Origin of the sequence: Streptomyces silvisoli (assembly GCF_029269905.1) — a bacterium.
GTDB classification, from domain to species: Bacteria; Actinomycetota; Actinomycetes; order Streptomycetales; family Streptomycetaceae; genus Streptantibioticus_A; species Streptantibioticus_A silvisoli_A.
Genome location: NZ_JARJBC010000012.1, coordinates 32,432 through 48,017, shown reverse-complemented (window position 1 = coordinate 48,017; position 15,586 = coordinate 32,432). Strand labels below are relative to the sequence as shown.

At 70.3% G+C, this 15,586-nt stretch carries 16 protein-coding genes and 1 pseudogene; 9 read left to right on the top strand and 8 right to left on the bottom strand.

Annotated elements, in window-relative coordinates:
• The first annotated feature begins 234 nt into the window (after nucleotides 1-234).
• The 5 genes and pseudogenes from P3G67_RS19405 to P3G67_RS19385 all read left to right on the top strand — a co-directional run.
• Nucleotides 235-1,332, top strand: coding sequence for a LacI family DNA-binding transcriptional regulator (locus P3G67_RS19405; RefSeq protein WP_276094564.1), 1,098 nt, complete (start codon nucleotides 235-237; stop codon nucleotides 1,330-1,332).
• Between the two features lie 220 nt (nucleotides 1,333-1,552).
• Nucleotides 1,553-2,812 (top strand): metallophosphoesterase, encoded by a 1,260-nt coding sequence (locus P3G67_RS19400; protein WP_276094700.1) that lies wholly within the window; start codon nucleotides 1,553-1,555, stop codon nucleotides 2,810-2,812.
• A gap of 244 nt (nucleotides 2,813-3,056) precedes the next feature.
• On the top strand, nucleotides 3,057-3,917 hold the full coding sequence (locus tag P3G67_RS19395) for a hypothetical protein (RefSeq protein WP_276094563.1): 861 nt from the start codon (nucleotides 3,057-3,059) through the stop codon (nucleotides 3,915-3,917).
• Between the two features lie 309 nt (nucleotides 3,918-4,226).
• Nucleotides 4,227-4,994 (top strand): SH3 domain-containing protein, encoded by a 768-nt coding sequence (locus P3G67_RS19390; protein WP_276094562.1) that lies wholly within the window; start codon nucleotides 4,227-4,229, stop codon nucleotides 4,992-4,994.
• Nucleotides 4,995-5,200: 206 nt separating this feature from the next.
• Nucleotides 5,201-5,839: pseudogene (locus P3G67_RS19385) on the top strand (LLM class flavin-dependent oxidoreductase); the annotation flags it as partial.
• 139 nt (nucleotides 5,840-5,978) lie between these two features.
• Here P3G67_RS19385 and thiC read toward each other — a convergent pair.
• Nucleotides 5,979-7,736: a phosphomethylpyrimidine synthase ThiC gene (thiC, locus tag P3G67_RS19380; RefSeq protein ID WP_269855442.1), complete on the bottom strand. Its 1,758-nt coding sequence runs from the start codon at nucleotides 7,734-7,736 to the stop codon at nucleotides 5,979-5,981.
• A 192-nt stretch (nucleotides 7,737-7,928) separates the two neighbouring features.
• On the opposite strand from thiC, the gene P3G67_RS19375 reads away from it, so the two are divergent.
• From P3G67_RS19375 to P3G67_RS19365, 3 genes are all read left to right on the top strand, one after another.
• Nucleotides 7,929-9,227 (top strand): YibE/F family protein, encoded by a 1,299-nt coding sequence (locus P3G67_RS19375; RefSeq protein WP_313880742.1) that lies wholly within the window; start codon nucleotides 7,929-7,931, stop codon nucleotides 9,225-9,227.
• 14 nt (nucleotides 9,228-9,241) lie between these two features.
• Nucleotides 9,242-9,439 (top strand): hypothetical protein, encoded by a 198-nt coding sequence (locus P3G67_RS19370; protein WP_269855441.1) that lies wholly within the window; start codon nucleotides 9,242-9,244, stop codon nucleotides 9,437-9,439.
• A gap of 167 nt (nucleotides 9,440-9,606) precedes the next feature.
• Nucleotides 9,607-11,118 (top strand): flotillin family protein, encoded by a 1,512-nt coding sequence (locus P3G67_RS19365; RefSeq protein WP_269855440.1) that lies wholly within the window; start codon nucleotides 9,607-9,609, stop codon nucleotides 11,116-11,118.
• Between the two features lie 101 nt (nucleotides 11,119-11,219).
• Here P3G67_RS19365 and P3G67_RS19360 read toward each other — a convergent pair whose 3' ends face one another.
• Together P3G67_RS19360 and P3G67_RS19355 are read right to left on the bottom strand one after the other, a co-directional pair.
• Entirely contained in the window at nucleotides 11,220-11,438 is a 219-nt protein-coding gene (locus tag P3G67_RS19360; RefSeq protein WP_269855439.1) for a DUF5326 family protein, read from the bottom strand.
• A 124-nt stretch (nucleotides 11,439-11,562) separates the two neighbouring features.
• A complete protein-coding gene (locus P3G67_RS19355) occupies nucleotides 11,563-11,880 on the bottom strand; it encodes a cupin domain-containing protein (RefSeq protein ID WP_276094698.1) in 318 nt (105 codons plus the stop codon).
• A 71-nt stretch (nucleotides 11,881-11,951) separates the two neighbouring features.
• Between P3G67_RS19355 and P3G67_RS19350 the strand changes: the two genes are divergently transcribed.
• Complete coding sequence (locus P3G67_RS19350; RefSeq protein WP_269855438.1) at nucleotides 11,952-12,338, top strand: phage holin family protein; 387 nt, start codon at nucleotides 11,952-11,954, stop codon at nucleotides 12,336-12,338.
• Nucleotides 12,339-12,375: 37 nt separating this feature from the next.
• On the opposite strand, the gene P3G67_RS19345 is transcribed toward P3G67_RS19350, so the two are convergent.
• From P3G67_RS19345 to P3G67_RS19325, 5 genes are read right to left on the bottom strand one after another with little or no spacing between them, the layout of a single operon-like run.
• On the bottom strand, nucleotides 12,376-12,798 hold the full coding sequence (locus P3G67_RS19345; RefSeq protein WP_269855437.1) for a hypothetical protein: 423 nt from the start codon (nucleotides 12,796-12,798) through the stop codon (nucleotides 12,376-12,378).
• On the bottom strand, nucleotides 12,795-13,553 hold the full coding sequence (locus P3G67_RS19340; protein WP_276094561.1) for a class I SAM-dependent methyltransferase: 759 nt from the start codon (nucleotides 13,551-13,553) through the stop codon (nucleotides 12,795-12,797). The genes P3G67_RS19345 and P3G67_RS19340 overlap by 4 nt, the downstream gene beginning before the upstream one ends.
• Nucleotides 13,550-14,323, bottom strand: coding sequence for a DUF2071 domain-containing protein (locus P3G67_RS19335; protein ID WP_276094560.1), 774 nt, complete (start codon nucleotides 14,321-14,323; stop codon nucleotides 13,550-13,552). The genes P3G67_RS19340 and P3G67_RS19335 overlap by 4 nt, the downstream gene beginning before the upstream one ends.
• Nucleotides 14,320-15,198, bottom strand: a complete 879-nt coding sequence (locus P3G67_RS19330) for a DUF3419 family protein (protein WP_276094559.1) — start codon at nucleotides 15,196-15,198, stop codon at nucleotides 14,320-14,322. The genes P3G67_RS19335 and P3G67_RS19330 overlap by 4 nt, the downstream gene beginning before the upstream one ends.
• Nucleotides 15,195-15,572 (bottom strand): DoxX-like family protein, encoded by a 378-nt coding sequence (locus tag P3G67_RS19325; RefSeq protein WP_276094558.1) that lies wholly within the window; start codon nucleotides 15,570-15,572, stop codon nucleotides 15,195-15,197. The genes P3G67_RS19330 and P3G67_RS19325 overlap by 4 nt, the downstream gene beginning before the upstream one ends.
• Nucleotides 15,573-15,586 lie beyond the last annotated feature (14 nt).

Genomic DNA, 15,586 nt, shown 5'->3' with positions numbered 1-15,586 from the left:
CCGGTGGCGTACGCCCTGGCGCGCGTCACTCGTACAGGTGAGGTGGAACGTCCCGAGAAACTGGACCACACGGCGAGTCAAGCGGACCGTACAGCCAACCAAAGAGTCCAAATCCCTTGTTCTGCCTGGCATTTCAAGGGAAGACCCGCCCCACGCATATACAGAAACGTCACTGCACATCGCCGTTCGCCAGCCCCCGCCACCAGACCACCCGAGCCCTACTATCGGCCTGCCATGACAGCAGCAGGTAACCACCAGGCGAGCCGGTCCGGGCGCCGGCTGGAGCGAGCGGGGATCCGGGACGTGGCAGCCGCGGCCGGGGTCTCGATCACGACTGTCTCCGACGCACTCAACGGCAAAGGCCGTCTGCCCGACGCTACCCGTCGCCACGTCCGCGAGGTCGCGAACCGACTGGGCTATCGCCCGTCTGCCGCAGCGCGGACACTACGCACGGGTAGATCCGGGCTGATCGGCTTGACGGTGACCACATACGGGGAAGAACCTTTCACCTTCACCGAGTTCGCCTACTTCGCCGAGATGGCACGTGCCGCGACCTCCGCCGCGCTGGCCCGCGGCTACGCCCTGGTGATCCTCCCCGCGTCCTCCCGGCACGACGTCTGGAGCAACGTGGCGCTGGACGGCACGGTCGTCATCGATCCGTCGGACCACGACCCGGTGGTGGCCGATCTGGTCCGGCAGGGCATCCCGGTGGTCAGCGACGGTCGCCCGGCGGGCAACCTTCCGGTGCACGCCTGGGTGGACAACGATCACGAACAGGCCGTTCTCGGCATCCTCGAACACCTCGCGGACTCCGGCGCCCGTCGCATCGGCCTGCTCACCGGCACCAGCACCGACACGTACACCCGGCTGTCGACCACGGCCTACCTCAACTGGTGCGAGCGCGTGGGCCAGGAGCCGGTGTACGAGTCGTACCCGGCGCACGACCCCTGCGCGGGCGCGGTCGCCGCCGACCGGCTGCTGGCCAGGCCCGACCGGCCCGACGCGGTCTACGGCCTGTTCGACCCCAACGGCACCGACCTGCTGGCCGCCGCCAGGCGGTACGGGCTGCGTGTTCCCGAGGACCTGCTGCTGGTCTGCTGTAGCGAGCGCGCGGCCTACGCCACCACCGAGCCGCCGATCAGCACACTCTCCCTCAAGCCCGGCCGGATCGGCACCGCGGTCGTCCAGTTGCTGATCGACGCGATCGAGGGAGTGGGCGCCGGCCGTCCGGTGGCGCAGGTCATGCCGACCGATCTGATCGTGCGGGCCTCCTCGCAACGGCGTTCCCCGCGCACCACGGTGAGTCCACCGCGCTCCCCGGACGACGATTGAACGGATTTCGGCGGTCCGGCGGTCGTCTTCACGGTGTCCCGCAGACAGCGCGCGGACAATTTCACGGATATTGTCCGCTCCGCCCCAATTGGCAGGTGGCAGGTGCGTCGCAACGCGAGAGCGGCATTCCTATGATGGGCGGATGACACCGGAGGACGCGTCGGCGCAGGCCGCGCAGGGCGCGGCGGCGGTGCACGGCGGCGCGAAGGTGGAGGGGTCGATGACTCAGGGGGCCGGTCAGGAACCCGTAACGCCCGGGGTGAGTGCGTCGGGGGGCTGGCACCCGGCCGACCCCGTCGTTCCGCCGGGTGTGGAGCTACCCCCCGCCTATCCGCAGGGCGCGGTGGCGTTTCCGGACGGCCCGACCGTGTTCGAGGAGGCGACCGCACTCCCGGTGATCACGTCGTCCCCGCCCGGTTTTCCCACGGCCTCCGACGGGTCCGCCATGACCGGCCAGGGCCTTCCGCCGGGACCACCGCCGGCGCCCGGCCTGACCGGTGCCCCCGTCGCACCCGGCTTCCCGCCCACGGGCGCGACGGCTCCACCCGCGCCGCCCGTGGTCGAGTACACGCCGACCGTCCATGACCTGCCCGTCGTGCAGCGCGCCGAGTACACCCCGACCGTCCAGCTGGAGGCCGTGGCCGACCCGGACGAGGCACCGCCAGGACCGCTGTACGTCGTCGGCGATGTGCACGGCTACCTCGACGAGTTGCGCGCCGCGCTGCACGCCGAGGGGCTCATCGACGCCGAAGGGCACTGGTCGGCGGGCCGCGCCCGGCTGTGGTTCCTCGGCGACTTCACCGACCGCGGTCCGGACGGCATCGGCGTCATCGACCTGGTGATGCAGCTGTCCGCCGAGGCCGCCGCCGCGGGCGGCTACGCGAAGGCGTTGATGGGCAACCACGAACTACTGCTGATCGGCGCCAAGAAGTTCGACGACACACCCGTCAACTCCACCGCCGGAACCGCCTCGTTCCTCGCCGCCTGGCGGCTCAACGGCGGCCAGCCCACCGACATGGAACGCCTCCAGGACCACCATGTCGCCTGGATGTCCCGGCTGGACGCGGTGGCACTGGAGGACGGCCACCTGCTGCTGCACTCCGACACCACCGCGTACCTGGAGTACGGCACCAGCATCGACGCGGTCAACGACGCGGTGACCGGTGTGCTGCAACGCGCCGACGCGGACGAATGCTGGGAGTTGTTCCGCAAGTTCACCAAGCGCTTCGCCTTCCGCGGCGACACGGGCACCACGGCGGTACGCGAACTCCTCGACGCCTACGGCGGACAGCGCGTCGTCCACGGCCACAGCCCCATCCCGTACCTGCTGGGCGAGGTGGGCACCGAGGACGGAGGCGAGGTCAGCGCGCCCGCGGTGTCCGGGCCGCACGTCTACGCCGACGATCTCGCGGTCGCGATGGACGGCGGGGTGACCATGGAGGGCAAGCTACTGGTGGCCCAACTGCCGCTCACCGTATAGGTTTTGGCCCCCTGCCGCATAGAGCTCCGGTAAGAGGGCAATCCGCGCGAGCCGGACACCGTCCCTACCTGGAAGGACCGTAAGTACCAGCCCGAGCAGCCGAATTCGGTAAACACTCTGTCACCGTGTCAGTGCCGCGCTCTACCATCGGTTTATCCGTCATACGCTCGCCTTCCGCTTTCGACCAGCCGCCCCGGCGCAGGACCGGGACATGGCAGGTCGGAGGGGAACGGAGCATCGGGGGATGTACATGAACAGCGCTCCGCACCTGCTGAGCGAGGACCGCCCGGATTTCGAGCGGGTCCTCGACGAGGCGCTGCGAGCGGCGGCGGAAGCACCCGCCGCCAACGGCACCCGGCTCAGCTCCGAGCAGTTGCGCACCATGGCTCTCAGTGCCGCCGCCGCGATCTCGGCATGCGCCGCCGCCGAGTACGACCACTACCTGCGCGTGCGCGAAGCGCAGCGCGCCGTGGTCCCCGAGCCGCCGCGCGCTGACAACGGGCACGCCACGGCGGGTGGCGGCGCGGGGGACACCTCGGGCGGCGCCGGTCTGTTCGCGATCGTGGCGGTGCTGACCCCGATCCTGGCCGGAACCGCCGCGCTGATCTTCCTGCTGGTCGGGTACGTACTGGCGGCGATGGACCCGGAGCCCGCGATAGCGGCACCGCTGCGCACGGCGGGCTGGCTGTTCCTGGCGATCGCCGGTGCCGGGGTGCTGGCGGGCACGGTCGGCCTGGTGCTGACCGCGCTGCGCGACGGCTCGTCGGCGATCCGGGCGACCGAACACGATGACCCGGCCGAGGTCATGGCGGCCAAGGACGCCTGGCTCACGGCGCTGCTGGAGCGCGGCATGCTGCCGTTCCTGCACGAGGCGCAGGCCAGCAGCGGACGGGCCAACTCCGGTCCGGGACTGCCGGGTTCCGAGGACGCGCCCATCGACGACCGGCCCCATATGCCGCACGGTCTGGGGTACTCACGCCCCGGCTTCTCCAGCCCGGGCGGCGAGGAGCCGGACTCCGGTCCGCCACGGTTCAGCAGCCCGCGGTACTCCAGCCCGGACTTCAGCAGCCCCGACTTCGGCGACTCGGACACCGGACGCGGCTGACCGGCTCGTACGCCGGACGCGGCTGACGGGCTCGTACGCCGGACGCGGCTGACCGGCTCGTACGCCGGGCGGCGCCGGCACCGACATGCCAGGGCGGCCAGAAGGGCATTCGGCCTGCCCGCTGACCTGCGCGTACTCCGCAGACGGGTGGTTAATCGGCCTATCACACCAGGCGTTGAGGGGCATCCGGCGCACCGCGAACTAGCTTCGTTTCATCAGGACTTCCCCCCACCCCACCCACCTGCCTGTCCGCCTGCCCTTCGGCACGGGTCGCGGACGGGTCGGTCTTCCGTTCCCAGGAGTGAGCAGATGGTTCCGCAGTCGAAGCTCAACAGGGCACTGATCGCAGTCGCCGCGAGCGCGTTCCTCACCGCCACCGCCGTCGTCCCCGCGGTCGCCGACGTGCGCCCGGCCGCCGTGTCCTCCCCCACCGACGACCCCCACCACCACGGCGGACGCCATGACGGCGACCACGGCCGCGACCACAGAGGCGACGACGGCTACGACCACGGCCGGGACCACAGAGGCGACGGCGGGTACGACCACGGCCGCGACCACAGAGGCGACAGCGGCTACGACCACGGCCGCGACCACAGAGGCGACGACGGCTACGACCACGGCCGCGACCACAGAGGCGACAGCGGCTACGACCACGGCCGCGACCACAGAGGCGACGGTGGATACGACCACGGCCGCGACCACGGCCGCGACCACAGAGGCGACGGTGGGTACGACCACGGCCGGGACCACGGCCGGGACCACGGCCGAGACCACCGTCAACACCGCCGCCACGACCACCGCCTGCACAACGGGCGTCGTCACCACCGCCACTACCGGGGCCGCGTCATCGCCCGTCGCGGCCTCAACGTCCGCCAGCGCCCGACCACGCACAGCCGCGTCGTCGGCTGGCACGCCACCGGCTCGATCCTCAGCATCCGTTGCGCGGTCAGGGGTGAGTCGATCAAGGGCAACCCGCGCTGGTACCTGCTGACCGACGGCACGTACGGCTGGTCGTCCGCCCGCTACGTCCAGCCCCTCGGCCACGCCCCCCGCTGGTGCGCCCACCGTCACCACTGACGCAACGCCGACGGGGTTTCCGGACGTGCCATCCGGAAACCCTGTCGCACGTAGCCGGAACCGCGGTTAATGTGGACGCACTCTGAGGATCAGGCTCTCCAGAAGTACGCCGCAGTGTGGGAGCGCGCCCGGCAACGGGCCATGGAGGGGCGGCAGTTGGTCAGTCATGCCCTGAGCCCTTCCGGAGGATCGAATCCATGTCCCGTATCGAGGTGGGCCTCGGCCTGCCGATCAATGACCCGGCCACGCTGCTGACCTGGGCGCGGCGCGCCGACGAGGGTCCGTACCGCACCCTCGGGCTGCTCGACCGGCTGGTGTACGACAACCCCGAGCCCATGGTCACCCTGGCCACGCTCGCCGGTGCCACCTCACGCGTCCGGGTGCAGACCGAGGTACTGCTGGTGCCGTTGCGCTCCACCGTGCTGCTCGCCAAGCAGTGCGCGACGCTCGACCGGATCTCCGGCGGCCGCTTCACCCTCGGCATCGGCGTGGGCGGCCGTGCGGACGACTACCTCGCCGCCGATGTCGACCTGCACCACCGTGGCCGCCGCCTCGACGGGCAGCTGGCGGCCCTTCGCCAACTCTGGTCAGGGAAACCGCTCTCGGCGGACATCGGCCCCATCGGTCCGGCGCCCGCGAGCGCCAGCGGACCGGAGGTCCTCTTCGGCGGCTTCGCTCCGGTCGTGATGGAACGCGTCGCACGCTGGGGCGACGGCTTCCTGGGCGCGGCGCTTCCGCCGGAGCACATGGACGGCCTGTTCCGACGCGTCGAACAGTGCTGGCAGGCAGCCGGCCGTACCGGACGGCCCCGGCTCGTCGCCCAGGTCAACGTCGTCCTGGGACCGCGGTGCGCGGACCGGACATCCCGCTGACCGAAGCGCCGGACTCCTGCGCCGCCAACCTCCGGGCACGCGCGCAGTGACGTTCGGGCAGACCGGAGGGGCTCCAGCAGAAGCCGGAGCCCCTCCGCGGTGGACCGGAACCTCAGTCCGCGATCGGCAGGTAAACCCGGTTCCCCGCCTCCGCGAACTCCTTCGACTTCTCGGCCATCCCGGCCTCGATCTCCTCGGCCGTACCACCGTGCTCCCGGCGGATGTCCTGCGAGATCTTCATGCTGCAGAACTTCGGCCCGCACATCGAGCAGAAGTGGGCCGTCTTCGCGGGCTCCGCGGGGAGGGTCGCGTCATGGAACGAGCGGGCCGTGTCGGGGTCCAGGGCCAGGTTGAACTGGTCCTCCCAGCGGAACTCGAAGCGCGCGTCGGACAGCGCGTCGTCCCACTCCTGCGCGCCCGCGTGGCCCTTGGCCAGGTCCGCCGCATGGGCCGCGATCTTGTACGTGATGACACCGGTCTTCACATCGTCGCGGTCCGGAAGTCCCAGGTGCTCCTTGGGAGTCACGTAGCAGAGCATGGCCGTGCCCCACCAGCCGATCATCGCCGCGCCGATGCCGGAGGTGATGTGGTCATACCCCGGTGCGACATCGGTGGTCAGCGGGCCGAGGGTGTAGAACGGGGCCTCCTCGCAGATCTCCTGCTGGAGGTCGATGTTCTCCTTGATCTTGTGCATCGGGACATGGCCGGGGCCCTCGATCATCGTCTGCACGTCATGCGACTTGGCGATCTGGTTCAGCTCGCCGAGCGTACGCAACTCCGCGAACTGCGCCTCGTCGTTGGCGTCCGCGATGGAGCCCGGACGCAGACCGTCGCCCAGCGAGAACGTGATGTCGTACGCCCGAAGGATCTCGCAGAGCTCCTCGAAGTTCTCGTACAGGAAGCTCTCCTTGTGGTGCGCCAGGCACCACGCGGCCATGATGGAGCCACCGCGCGAGACGATGCCGGTCTTGCGCCGCGCCGTCAGCGGTACGTACCGCAGCAGCACACCGGCGTGCACCGTCATGTAGTCGACGCCCTGCTCGGCCTGCTCGATGACGGTGTCCTTGTAGATCTCCCAGGTGAGTTCCTCGGCCTTGCCGTCCACCTTCTCCAGCGCCTGGTAGAGCGGCACGGTGCCGATCGGGACCGGCGAGTTGCGCAGCACCCACTCACGGGTGGTGTGGATGTTGCGGCCGGTGGACAGGTCCATGACCGTGTCGGCGCCCCAGCGCGTCGCCCAGGTCATCTTCTCCACCTCCTCCTCGATGGAGGAAGTGACCGCGGAGTTGCCGATGTTGGCGTTGACCTTCACCAGGAACCGCTTGCCGATGATCATCGGCTCGATCTCCGGGTGGTTGACATTGGCGGGCAGCACGGCGCGCCCGGCGGCGATCTCCTCGCGGACCACCTCGGGGGAGACGCCCTCGCGCAGCGCCACGTACTCCATCTCCGCGGTGACCTCGCCGCGCCTGGCGTACGCGAGTTGGGTCACCGCCTGCCCGCCGCGCCCCCGGCGGGGCAGCCGCGGACGCCCGGGGAAGACCGCGTCCAGGTTGCGCAGACCGCCGCGCGGGGAGGTGTGCTTCAGTCCGTCGTCCTCGGGGCGCAGCTCACGGCCCGGATACTCCTCGGTGTCGCCCCGGGCGATGATCCAGTTCTCCCGGAGCGGGGCGAGCCCACGCCGCACATCGGTCTCGATGTTGGGGTCGGTGTACGGGCCGGAGGTGTCGTACAGCGTCACATCGCGGCCGTTGGTGAGGTGCACCCTGCGCACGGGCACCCGCAGATCCGGACGGGATCCTTCGAGGTAGCCCTTGTGCCAGCCGATCTCCGAAGAGGTTTCAGGCGTGCGTGCATCCTGCATGGTCATGAGACCCACTCCCTACGCCGGCATTACCCGGTAACAGGTTCAGCGGTCGACGCAGCGGTTTCCGTACGTCCCGTGGTACGGAGATCAGCGCCCTCTCAGCCCGGTGCTCCGAGCTCCCGCGATTGCAAAGGTACGCACAACGCTAGCGGGTCACCCGGGCGCGGCGCCAGGGGCCCTTGCCATGATCTGCGGGTGGACACGACGGACACGTCGGATACGGCAGGCTTCACCCGCGCGGCGCACCCCGTTGACGCCGACCCGGCCCGCGCCCGCGCTCAGGGGCACTGCCACAGCCATGCGCACGGCCCCGCCCATCCGGTCTCCGCGCACCTGCGCAAGGTGATCGCCGCGGTCCTGGTCCCGTTCGCGGCGGCCGTCGCCATCGGCCTGGTCGTGCTGTGGCCGAACGGCGCCCCGGCGCACACGCACACCGGGGTCGGCTTCGACCAGCAGACGCAGAGCGCCCAGGTCCGCCAGGTCGTCGACACGCCGTGCACCAACGGCCCGATATCGACCGCCACTTCGGGTGTCTGCCAGCGCACCGTCGTCCAGGTGACCTCCGGCAGGGACACCGGCCACACGTTCACCGAGATCGTCCAGCCGGGCCAGCTGCGCCGCTACACGACCGGGCAGCGGGTCGTGGTCGCCTACTCGCCGGGCGCTCCGGCTAACCTGAGGTACTCGGTCATCGACGTCGACCGTACGGTTCCGATGGCCGCGCTCGCCGCGGTGTTCGCGCTCGCCGTGGTGGCGGTGGGACGGCTGCGCGGGGTGACCGCGCTGGTGGCGCTGGTGATCAGCTTCGCGGTGCTGACCCTGTTCGTGCTTCCGGCGATCCTTCAGGGCGCGAACCCGCTGCTGGTCGCGGTGGTCGGGGCCAGCGCGATCATGCTGGTGGCGCTCTACCTGTGCCACGGCGTGGGGGCCCGTACCTCGGTCGCGGTGCTCGGCACCCTGTGCTCACTGCTGCTGATCGGGCTGTTGGGCTCGGTGTTCATCGACTGGGCGCTGCTGACCGGCGACACCTCCGACGAGACCGGTCTGGTGCACACCCTCTACCCGGGCATCGAGATCCGCGGCCTGCTGCTCGCCGGTGTCATCATCGGCTCGCTCGGGGTGCTCGACGATGTGACGGTGACCCAGGTCGCGGCGGTGTGGGAGCTCAAGGACGCGGATCCGGCGGCCACTTGGCGCCGGTTGTACGGGGCGGGCATGCGCATCGGCCGGGACCACATCGCTTCCGTGGTGAACACCCTGGTGATGGCGTACGCGGGCGCCTCGCTACCACTGCTGCTGCTGTTCTCCATCGCGCGCAGCGGGGTGGCGACGGTGGCGAACAGCGAGATCGTCGCCGAGGAGATCGTGCGCACGCTGGTGGGCAGCATCGGACTCGTCGCGTCCGTACCGCTGACCACGCTGCTGGCGGCCCTGGTGGTCTGCGCGGACCGCCCGGAGCGGGCGCACCGCAGGGGGCGTCGGCGCAGGGCCTGAGTTACGCTCCGGACATGGTGGGGCTTCAAGGGCGGGTGACGGGGACGATCGGCCCGGGTCTGGTGGGCGAAGTGATCGTACGGATCCGGGGTGGCGCCGAGCACTTCCTGGCCTACCCGATGGACGCGGGCCAGCGCATCGAGACCGGCACGCTGGTCGTGGTCGTGGAGTACCAGCCGCCGCGCACCGTTTACGTCGCGCCCTTCGTGTGAACCCCCGGCTAAACCCGAAGATCGATAACGGTCTGGACGCGGGTGTGAACCAAGGGTTCGACAACCGCGTCCTGTGCGGGTCGGGGTCTTGGTGCCCGCCGTAGGCGGGAGCAGACTCGCGTATGTCGGCTCCATCAGGGAGCCGTGGTAAGAGGGGGCATGTGCCGATGGTCATCGGCGTCGTGGCGGGTGCGGTACTCGTCGCAATCATCATCCTGGTCGCGCTGTTCAAGCTGATGTGGCGCGTGGCCGAGCCCAACGAAGCACTGGTCATCTCCGGCTCCAAGCACCGTACCGAGGGCCTGGAGGAGGGGATGGGCTTCCGCATCGTCACCGGGCGCGGAACGCTGGTCCTCCCCGGTATGCAGGCGGTCCGCAAGCTCTCGCTCGACCTCAACGAGTCCGAGCTGTCGGTGGACTGCGTGACCAAGCAGGGCATTCCGCTGAAGGTCCGCGGCGTGGTCATCTTCAAGGTAGGCGACGACTTCGTGTCGATCGCCAACGCCGCCCGCCGTTTCCTGGACCAGCAGAAGTACATGGGCGACAGGGTGCACAACGTGTTCGCCGGTCATCTGCGGTCCATCGTGGGCGGGTTGACGGTCGAGGAGATGATCCGCGACCGCGAGAAGCTCACCGCGCAGACCCGCTCCGCTTCGGGTACGGAGATGGAGAAGCTGGGCCTGATCGTCGACTCGTTGCAGATCCACGAGATCGAGGACCCGACCGGCTACATCAAGAACCTGGCCGCGCCGCACGCCGCGGCCGTCCAGCGGGACGCCCGTATCGCGCAGGCGGAGGCGGACCGGCTGGCCACCGAGGCCGAGCAGAAGGCCGCCGCCCGGATGTCCGAGGCGACCCGGGACAGCGAGATCCTCCAGGCCGGCTACCAGGCGGAGCGCGACAAGGCGGCGGCCACCGCCCGCCAGGCCGGCCCGCTGTCGGAGGCCGCGGCGCGCCAGGAGGTCGTGGTCCAGGAGACCCGCGTCGCGGAACTCGAAGCGCACCGCCGCGAGCAGCAGCTCCAGGCGGACGTCCGCAAGCCCGCGGACGCCAAGGCGTACGAGAAGCGCACCCTGGCCGAGGCAGAGCGCGACGCCCGTATCTCTGCCGCGCAGGCCAAGGCGAAGGAGACCGAGCTGGCCGCCGCGGCCGAGGCGACCCGGGTGAAGACCGCCGCGGCCGCCGAGGCGGAGGCGACCAAGGCCCGCGGTATGGCCGCGGCGGCGGCCACCAAGGCCACCGGTGAGGCGGAGGCGGCCTCGGCTCAGGCTCGTGGTCTGGCCGAGGCCGAGGCGGCCCGGGCGAAGGGTCTGGCCGAGGCGGAGGCCATCAAGGCGCGGGCGGCGGCGTTGGCGGAGAACCAGGAGGCGGTGGTCGCCCAGCAACTCGCCGAGAACTGGCCGGAGATCGTCAGGGCGGGCTCTGCGGCCTTCGGCAACGTCGACCACATGGTGCTGCTCAACGGCGCCGACGGGATGTCCGACATGTTCGCCAAGGCACTCACCATGGGCGGCACCGGGCTCGGCCTGGCCCGTCAGCTACTCGCCTCCATGAACAGCGAGACCGCCAAGGACACCACTGCGGCATCTGCGGCATCTGCGGCATCTGCGGCATCGCCCAACGGTTCGGCACCGCGCTCCGAGCGGGTGCCGGTCCAGGACGAGGGCCACAACTCCTAGGCCTTTCCGGGTAGTTGGCCGGAAAAACAGCGACGCTCGCGGTTCGGAATCTCCTCCGCCGCGAGCGTTCGCTGTTCCTGCCGGGTCCGCGCCATGGGCGACTACCAGTCGCTGCGCGAGGTCGAGGACGAGGTGAACTTCTTCACCACATAGACCAGGCCGCCGACCAGTGCCGCGAACAGCACCACCTTGAACAGCAGACCCGCGATGAACCCGATGATGCTGGCGATCAGTCCACCGAAGACGACCAGTGCGATCACCGGCACGGCGACCCACTTGACCCACCAGGGCAGGCCGCTCAAGAACCCGTTGTCGCTCATTTCCGACTCCCTCCGCCCCTACTTGGCTTGTGATTCGAGCTTACGGTCACGAGTACCCGGAACCGAGGGTCCACGGTCCCCATCCGCCCCTGATCGGACCCTTACGGGACCCTGAAGCCGCCGGTCATCCTTCGGGCGGGGAGAAGACCACCAGCACCCGCAGATCCTCGGTGATGTGGTGGAAGCGGTGCGGCGTTCCGGCCGGTACGTAGACAACACTGCCCCTGGCCACGTGCGTCGTCTCCTCTCCCACCGTGATCGACGCCCGGCCGCTCACCACCAGGTAGATCTCGTCCTGCGGGTGCGGCGACTGCGTGTCGGTGCCGCCCGCCGGGAGCGCGTAGAGCCCGGCGGACATGTTCCGCTCCCGCAGAAAGCGCAGGTATGCGCCGTCGTTCGCCGCGCGCTCGGCATCCAGGTCGTCCAGCCGGAACGCCTTCATGTGCCCGGTCCCTCGCCTTCTCTCCACCAGTTCTTCCTTGCCCCCACCAGAGTCTCTGCGACGATCACACCATGAAGAAATTCGTGCTCAAGACGCTGGCCAACGCTGTGGCCCTCGGCGTCGCCGTCTGGTTGATCAAGGGCATAACACTCACCGGCTCCAACACCGCCCACAAAGCGCTCACCCTGGTCCTGGTGGCGCTCGTCTTCGGCGTGGTGAACTGGCTCGTCAAGCCGGTCGTGAAGCTGCTGTCCTTTCCGCTGTTCGTCGTCACCCTCGGTTTGTTCACGCTGGTCGTGAACGCGCTGATGCTGATGCTCACCTCGTATCTGTCGAAGAAGCTCACGCTGGACTTCCATGTCTCGGGCTTTTGGGCCGCACTGGTCGGCGGCCTCGTAGTGAGCATCGTCGCCTGGGCGATGCATCTGATCCTCCCGGACGAGGACGACCACCGCTGATGTGCACGACAGCTGATGTTTCACGTGAAACACAGCATCACGGGGTGGCGGCCAGCGCATAGCCGAAAACGGCCGCCACCCAGGTCCACAACAGCACCAGCGCCATGTGCGCCGCGGTACGCATCCGGTTCCCGCGCCACAACCGAGCCGGGAACACCGTGAACTGGAACACCCAGCGCAACCCCCAGAAGACCGTCTCGCCCGCGAGCAGCGCGGTGCCCAGCCGTGTCCCGGCGAGCAGTTCGGGCGCGAGCGCCAACGGCAGCAGGCCGAACAGCACACAGACCAGCCCGATGAAGAACAGGTGCGCATACGACACCTGCCGGGTCAGCAAGGTGGTGCTCGCCAGATCGGCGGGCCAGCCCATCAACCGGGGAAGTACGGCATGCACCGCCCCCATGACCACCAACGCCAGCCCGACCAGCCGTAGCTGCCCCTCCAGGGTGAGCAGCGCCGTCACACCGTTTCCCGCTTCCGCAGCACCAGTACGGTGACGTAGCCCGCGATCCGCCCTTCGTGGGCGACCGTGAGACCCGAGCGGGCGGCAAGCCTCAGCCACTCGCGCCTCGGCATGAAGTGCCGCGCGCCAGGCCCGAAGACCGCCGTGTTGGCGGCGTCGCGGCAGTGCTCGACCAGCACGACGGCACCGCCCGGCCGCAGTATCCGGGCACACTCGGCCAGCAGCGCTTCCCGGTCCGCGGCCCGCCGCAGTTCGTGCACCGCGAACGGCGCGATCACCGTGTCGTACGAGGCGTCGGCGCCCGGCAGCCGGTGCGGGCGCGCCGGTATCGAGCCCGGCCGCGGTGGCACCCGGCGGCGCGCCCGGCGCAACGAGGACTCCGTCACCGGTAGCGCGTCATACAGGTCGGCGACGGTCTGCGCGGCGCCGGGGTGGCGGGCCCGCAGCGCCGCGCTCGCCTCGTCCAGCCCGGCCGAGACCACCAGATGGCGCCCGGGCCCCTCCGGCAGCACCCGGTCCAGCCACCGCCAGCTGTGCAGCGGCGAACGGTCGTATACACGGTGACTGGCCAGCACACTGGCCGAAAGCCACCACGCGGCCAGCGCGCTTCCCGCCCAGGCGGCCCGATGGCGGCGCCCGATCACCGCACCGGCGGCGGCCGCCGCAGAACCCGCCACATACAGCGGCCAGTTGTAGGCGACGACATGCCGGGCGCCAGACGGTGCGGGTGTACCGTCCACGGCCTCGACGGTCATATCCGGCTCCCGTCCGTCCCATGCCGTACGCCCGCGTGCCAGCCGTAGTCCACGCCCGCCACATGGAAGGCGTTGGCCAGCACGGGCCGGGTACCTGTGAAAACGCCGTGCTCGAAGAAGGTCAGCCGCCGTACCTCCACATCCACCGGCCGGGGCTCCCACCGGGTGCGGAACGCCTTCACCACCGTGACGCTGTCATCGCGCGGCTCGTACTCGAACGTGTAAGGCAGCGGCCCCGCGAAGCGGCGGGCGTCGCGCAGGGAGGCGAAGGGGCTGCCCTCGGGCAGCGTGGCGGTTCCCTTGAGGTCGGCGGCGACCAGCAGATCGGCCGCCGCGTCCCGGGAACGGACCGCGAACTCCAGCCGGTCACCGGTCAACCGGCAGCGCAGTCCGGCCAGTTGGTAGTGGTAGCGGGTCAGCACGTTGCCACCGAGCGCCAGCACCCGGCTGGAGGTGTCACTGCGCAGGATCCGCAGCCCGCGCATGGTCCGCCCGCCCGGAGTGCGGAAGCGGGTGAAGACCCGGTAGCCGGTCATCAGCTGGTCGGTACCGAGTACGGGTGGCGCGAACACCGGCCGTAGTGCCCGCAGATCGACCAGCGCGACCGCCGCGAAACCGTACTCCTGCCCGTCCGACGTGTAGGTGTCGAGCTCCAGGCCGGGGGTGAGCAGCGGCCGCAGTACGTCGGCGGGGAAGGCGTAGGTCAGGACGAGCGAGTGCGCGAAGTGTGTGCGCAGTGGGATCGGATGGCGGCGCAGCAGATGCTTCACCTAGGGCCTCCTGTAGGCATCAGACGCACGGTTCCCCACAGCGGGCAGCGGTCGTCGGTGGGCCGCCCCGAGCCGCGCAGGCTGCGCAGAACGGCGAGGCCACCCGGCCGTACCGCGCGCTCCACTGCGGCGCGCAGCCGTCGGGCGTACGAACCGCCCGGGCCGTCCAGAATGTTGGAGAGCGTCACGGCGTCATAGCTGCCGGGGGTCACCGACTCCAGGTGTTCGGCCACCTCGGTGTGCATGAACCGCACGCCCGTGGCGGGCGCCGGATCGGGGGCCAGACCGAGCAGCAGCAACCGCAGCAGGGGGTTGTCCGCGTTCGGATGCCGGGCGACGGTGCCCGCGATGCGCTGACGCAGTACGGCGTCGAAGCGCGTAGGGGCCACGCCGCGGAATCCGGGGCGCAGCAGCGCCGCGAGCGGACCTGCGGGCCGCAGTGCGACGCCCATCAGCAGGCGCAGCCCCGGGCCATCCAGCCGTGTCCGCCACCAGGCCGACTGGCGTGCGGGGTCGTTCAGTTCGAGGAACGCCGCGAGTTCCGTGGGCCGCCAGCCGGGCAGCACGGCGGCGGCACGCCGTCCGACGGACGTCAGGTGCTCCGCGGTACCGGTACGGGCCGGGGCGCCGTGGGTCACGCGGTCTGCCGCGTAGGCGAGTTGGCGGGGGTTGATGTCGACGGCTGTGACATCGTGTCCGGCGTGCGCGAGGGCGGCCGCCATATCGCCCGCCGAGGCGATGCACAGCACACGGGCGGCAGCGGGGAAGGCGCGCAGCTCGATGCGCGGGTCCTCGTACATCCGGCCGAACAGCAGCCGGGGGCCACCGCTCTGCGCAGTGAGGATCCGCCCGGTCGCCCAAGGCGTCTCCCTCATCGGGACGCCCGCCGCTCGGCCACCAGCCAGATCAGGCAGATCAGCGCGAGGTTCATCACGATCAGCCGTCCCGGCTCGGTTATTCGGTCCGGCGCGAACAGCAGCCCACCCAGATTGAACGATCCGATCAGCCAGGTCTGGACGCCCGCCGCCAGATACGGCCGGACCCCACTGAGGGCCCACACTCCAACCGCCGCCTCCGCCAAGCCGATTGACACCATCACCGGTGTCACCGCCCAGTGCGGTAGCAGCGGAATCTGTGTGATGATCGCGCGCTGGTCAGCCCGCCCGGGGACGACCTTGCACCACAGGCCTTCGTAGAACCACACCAGTGCGACAGCTGCCCGCGGCGCCACAACCCGCCATCCCGGCATCGCCCCGCCTCTTA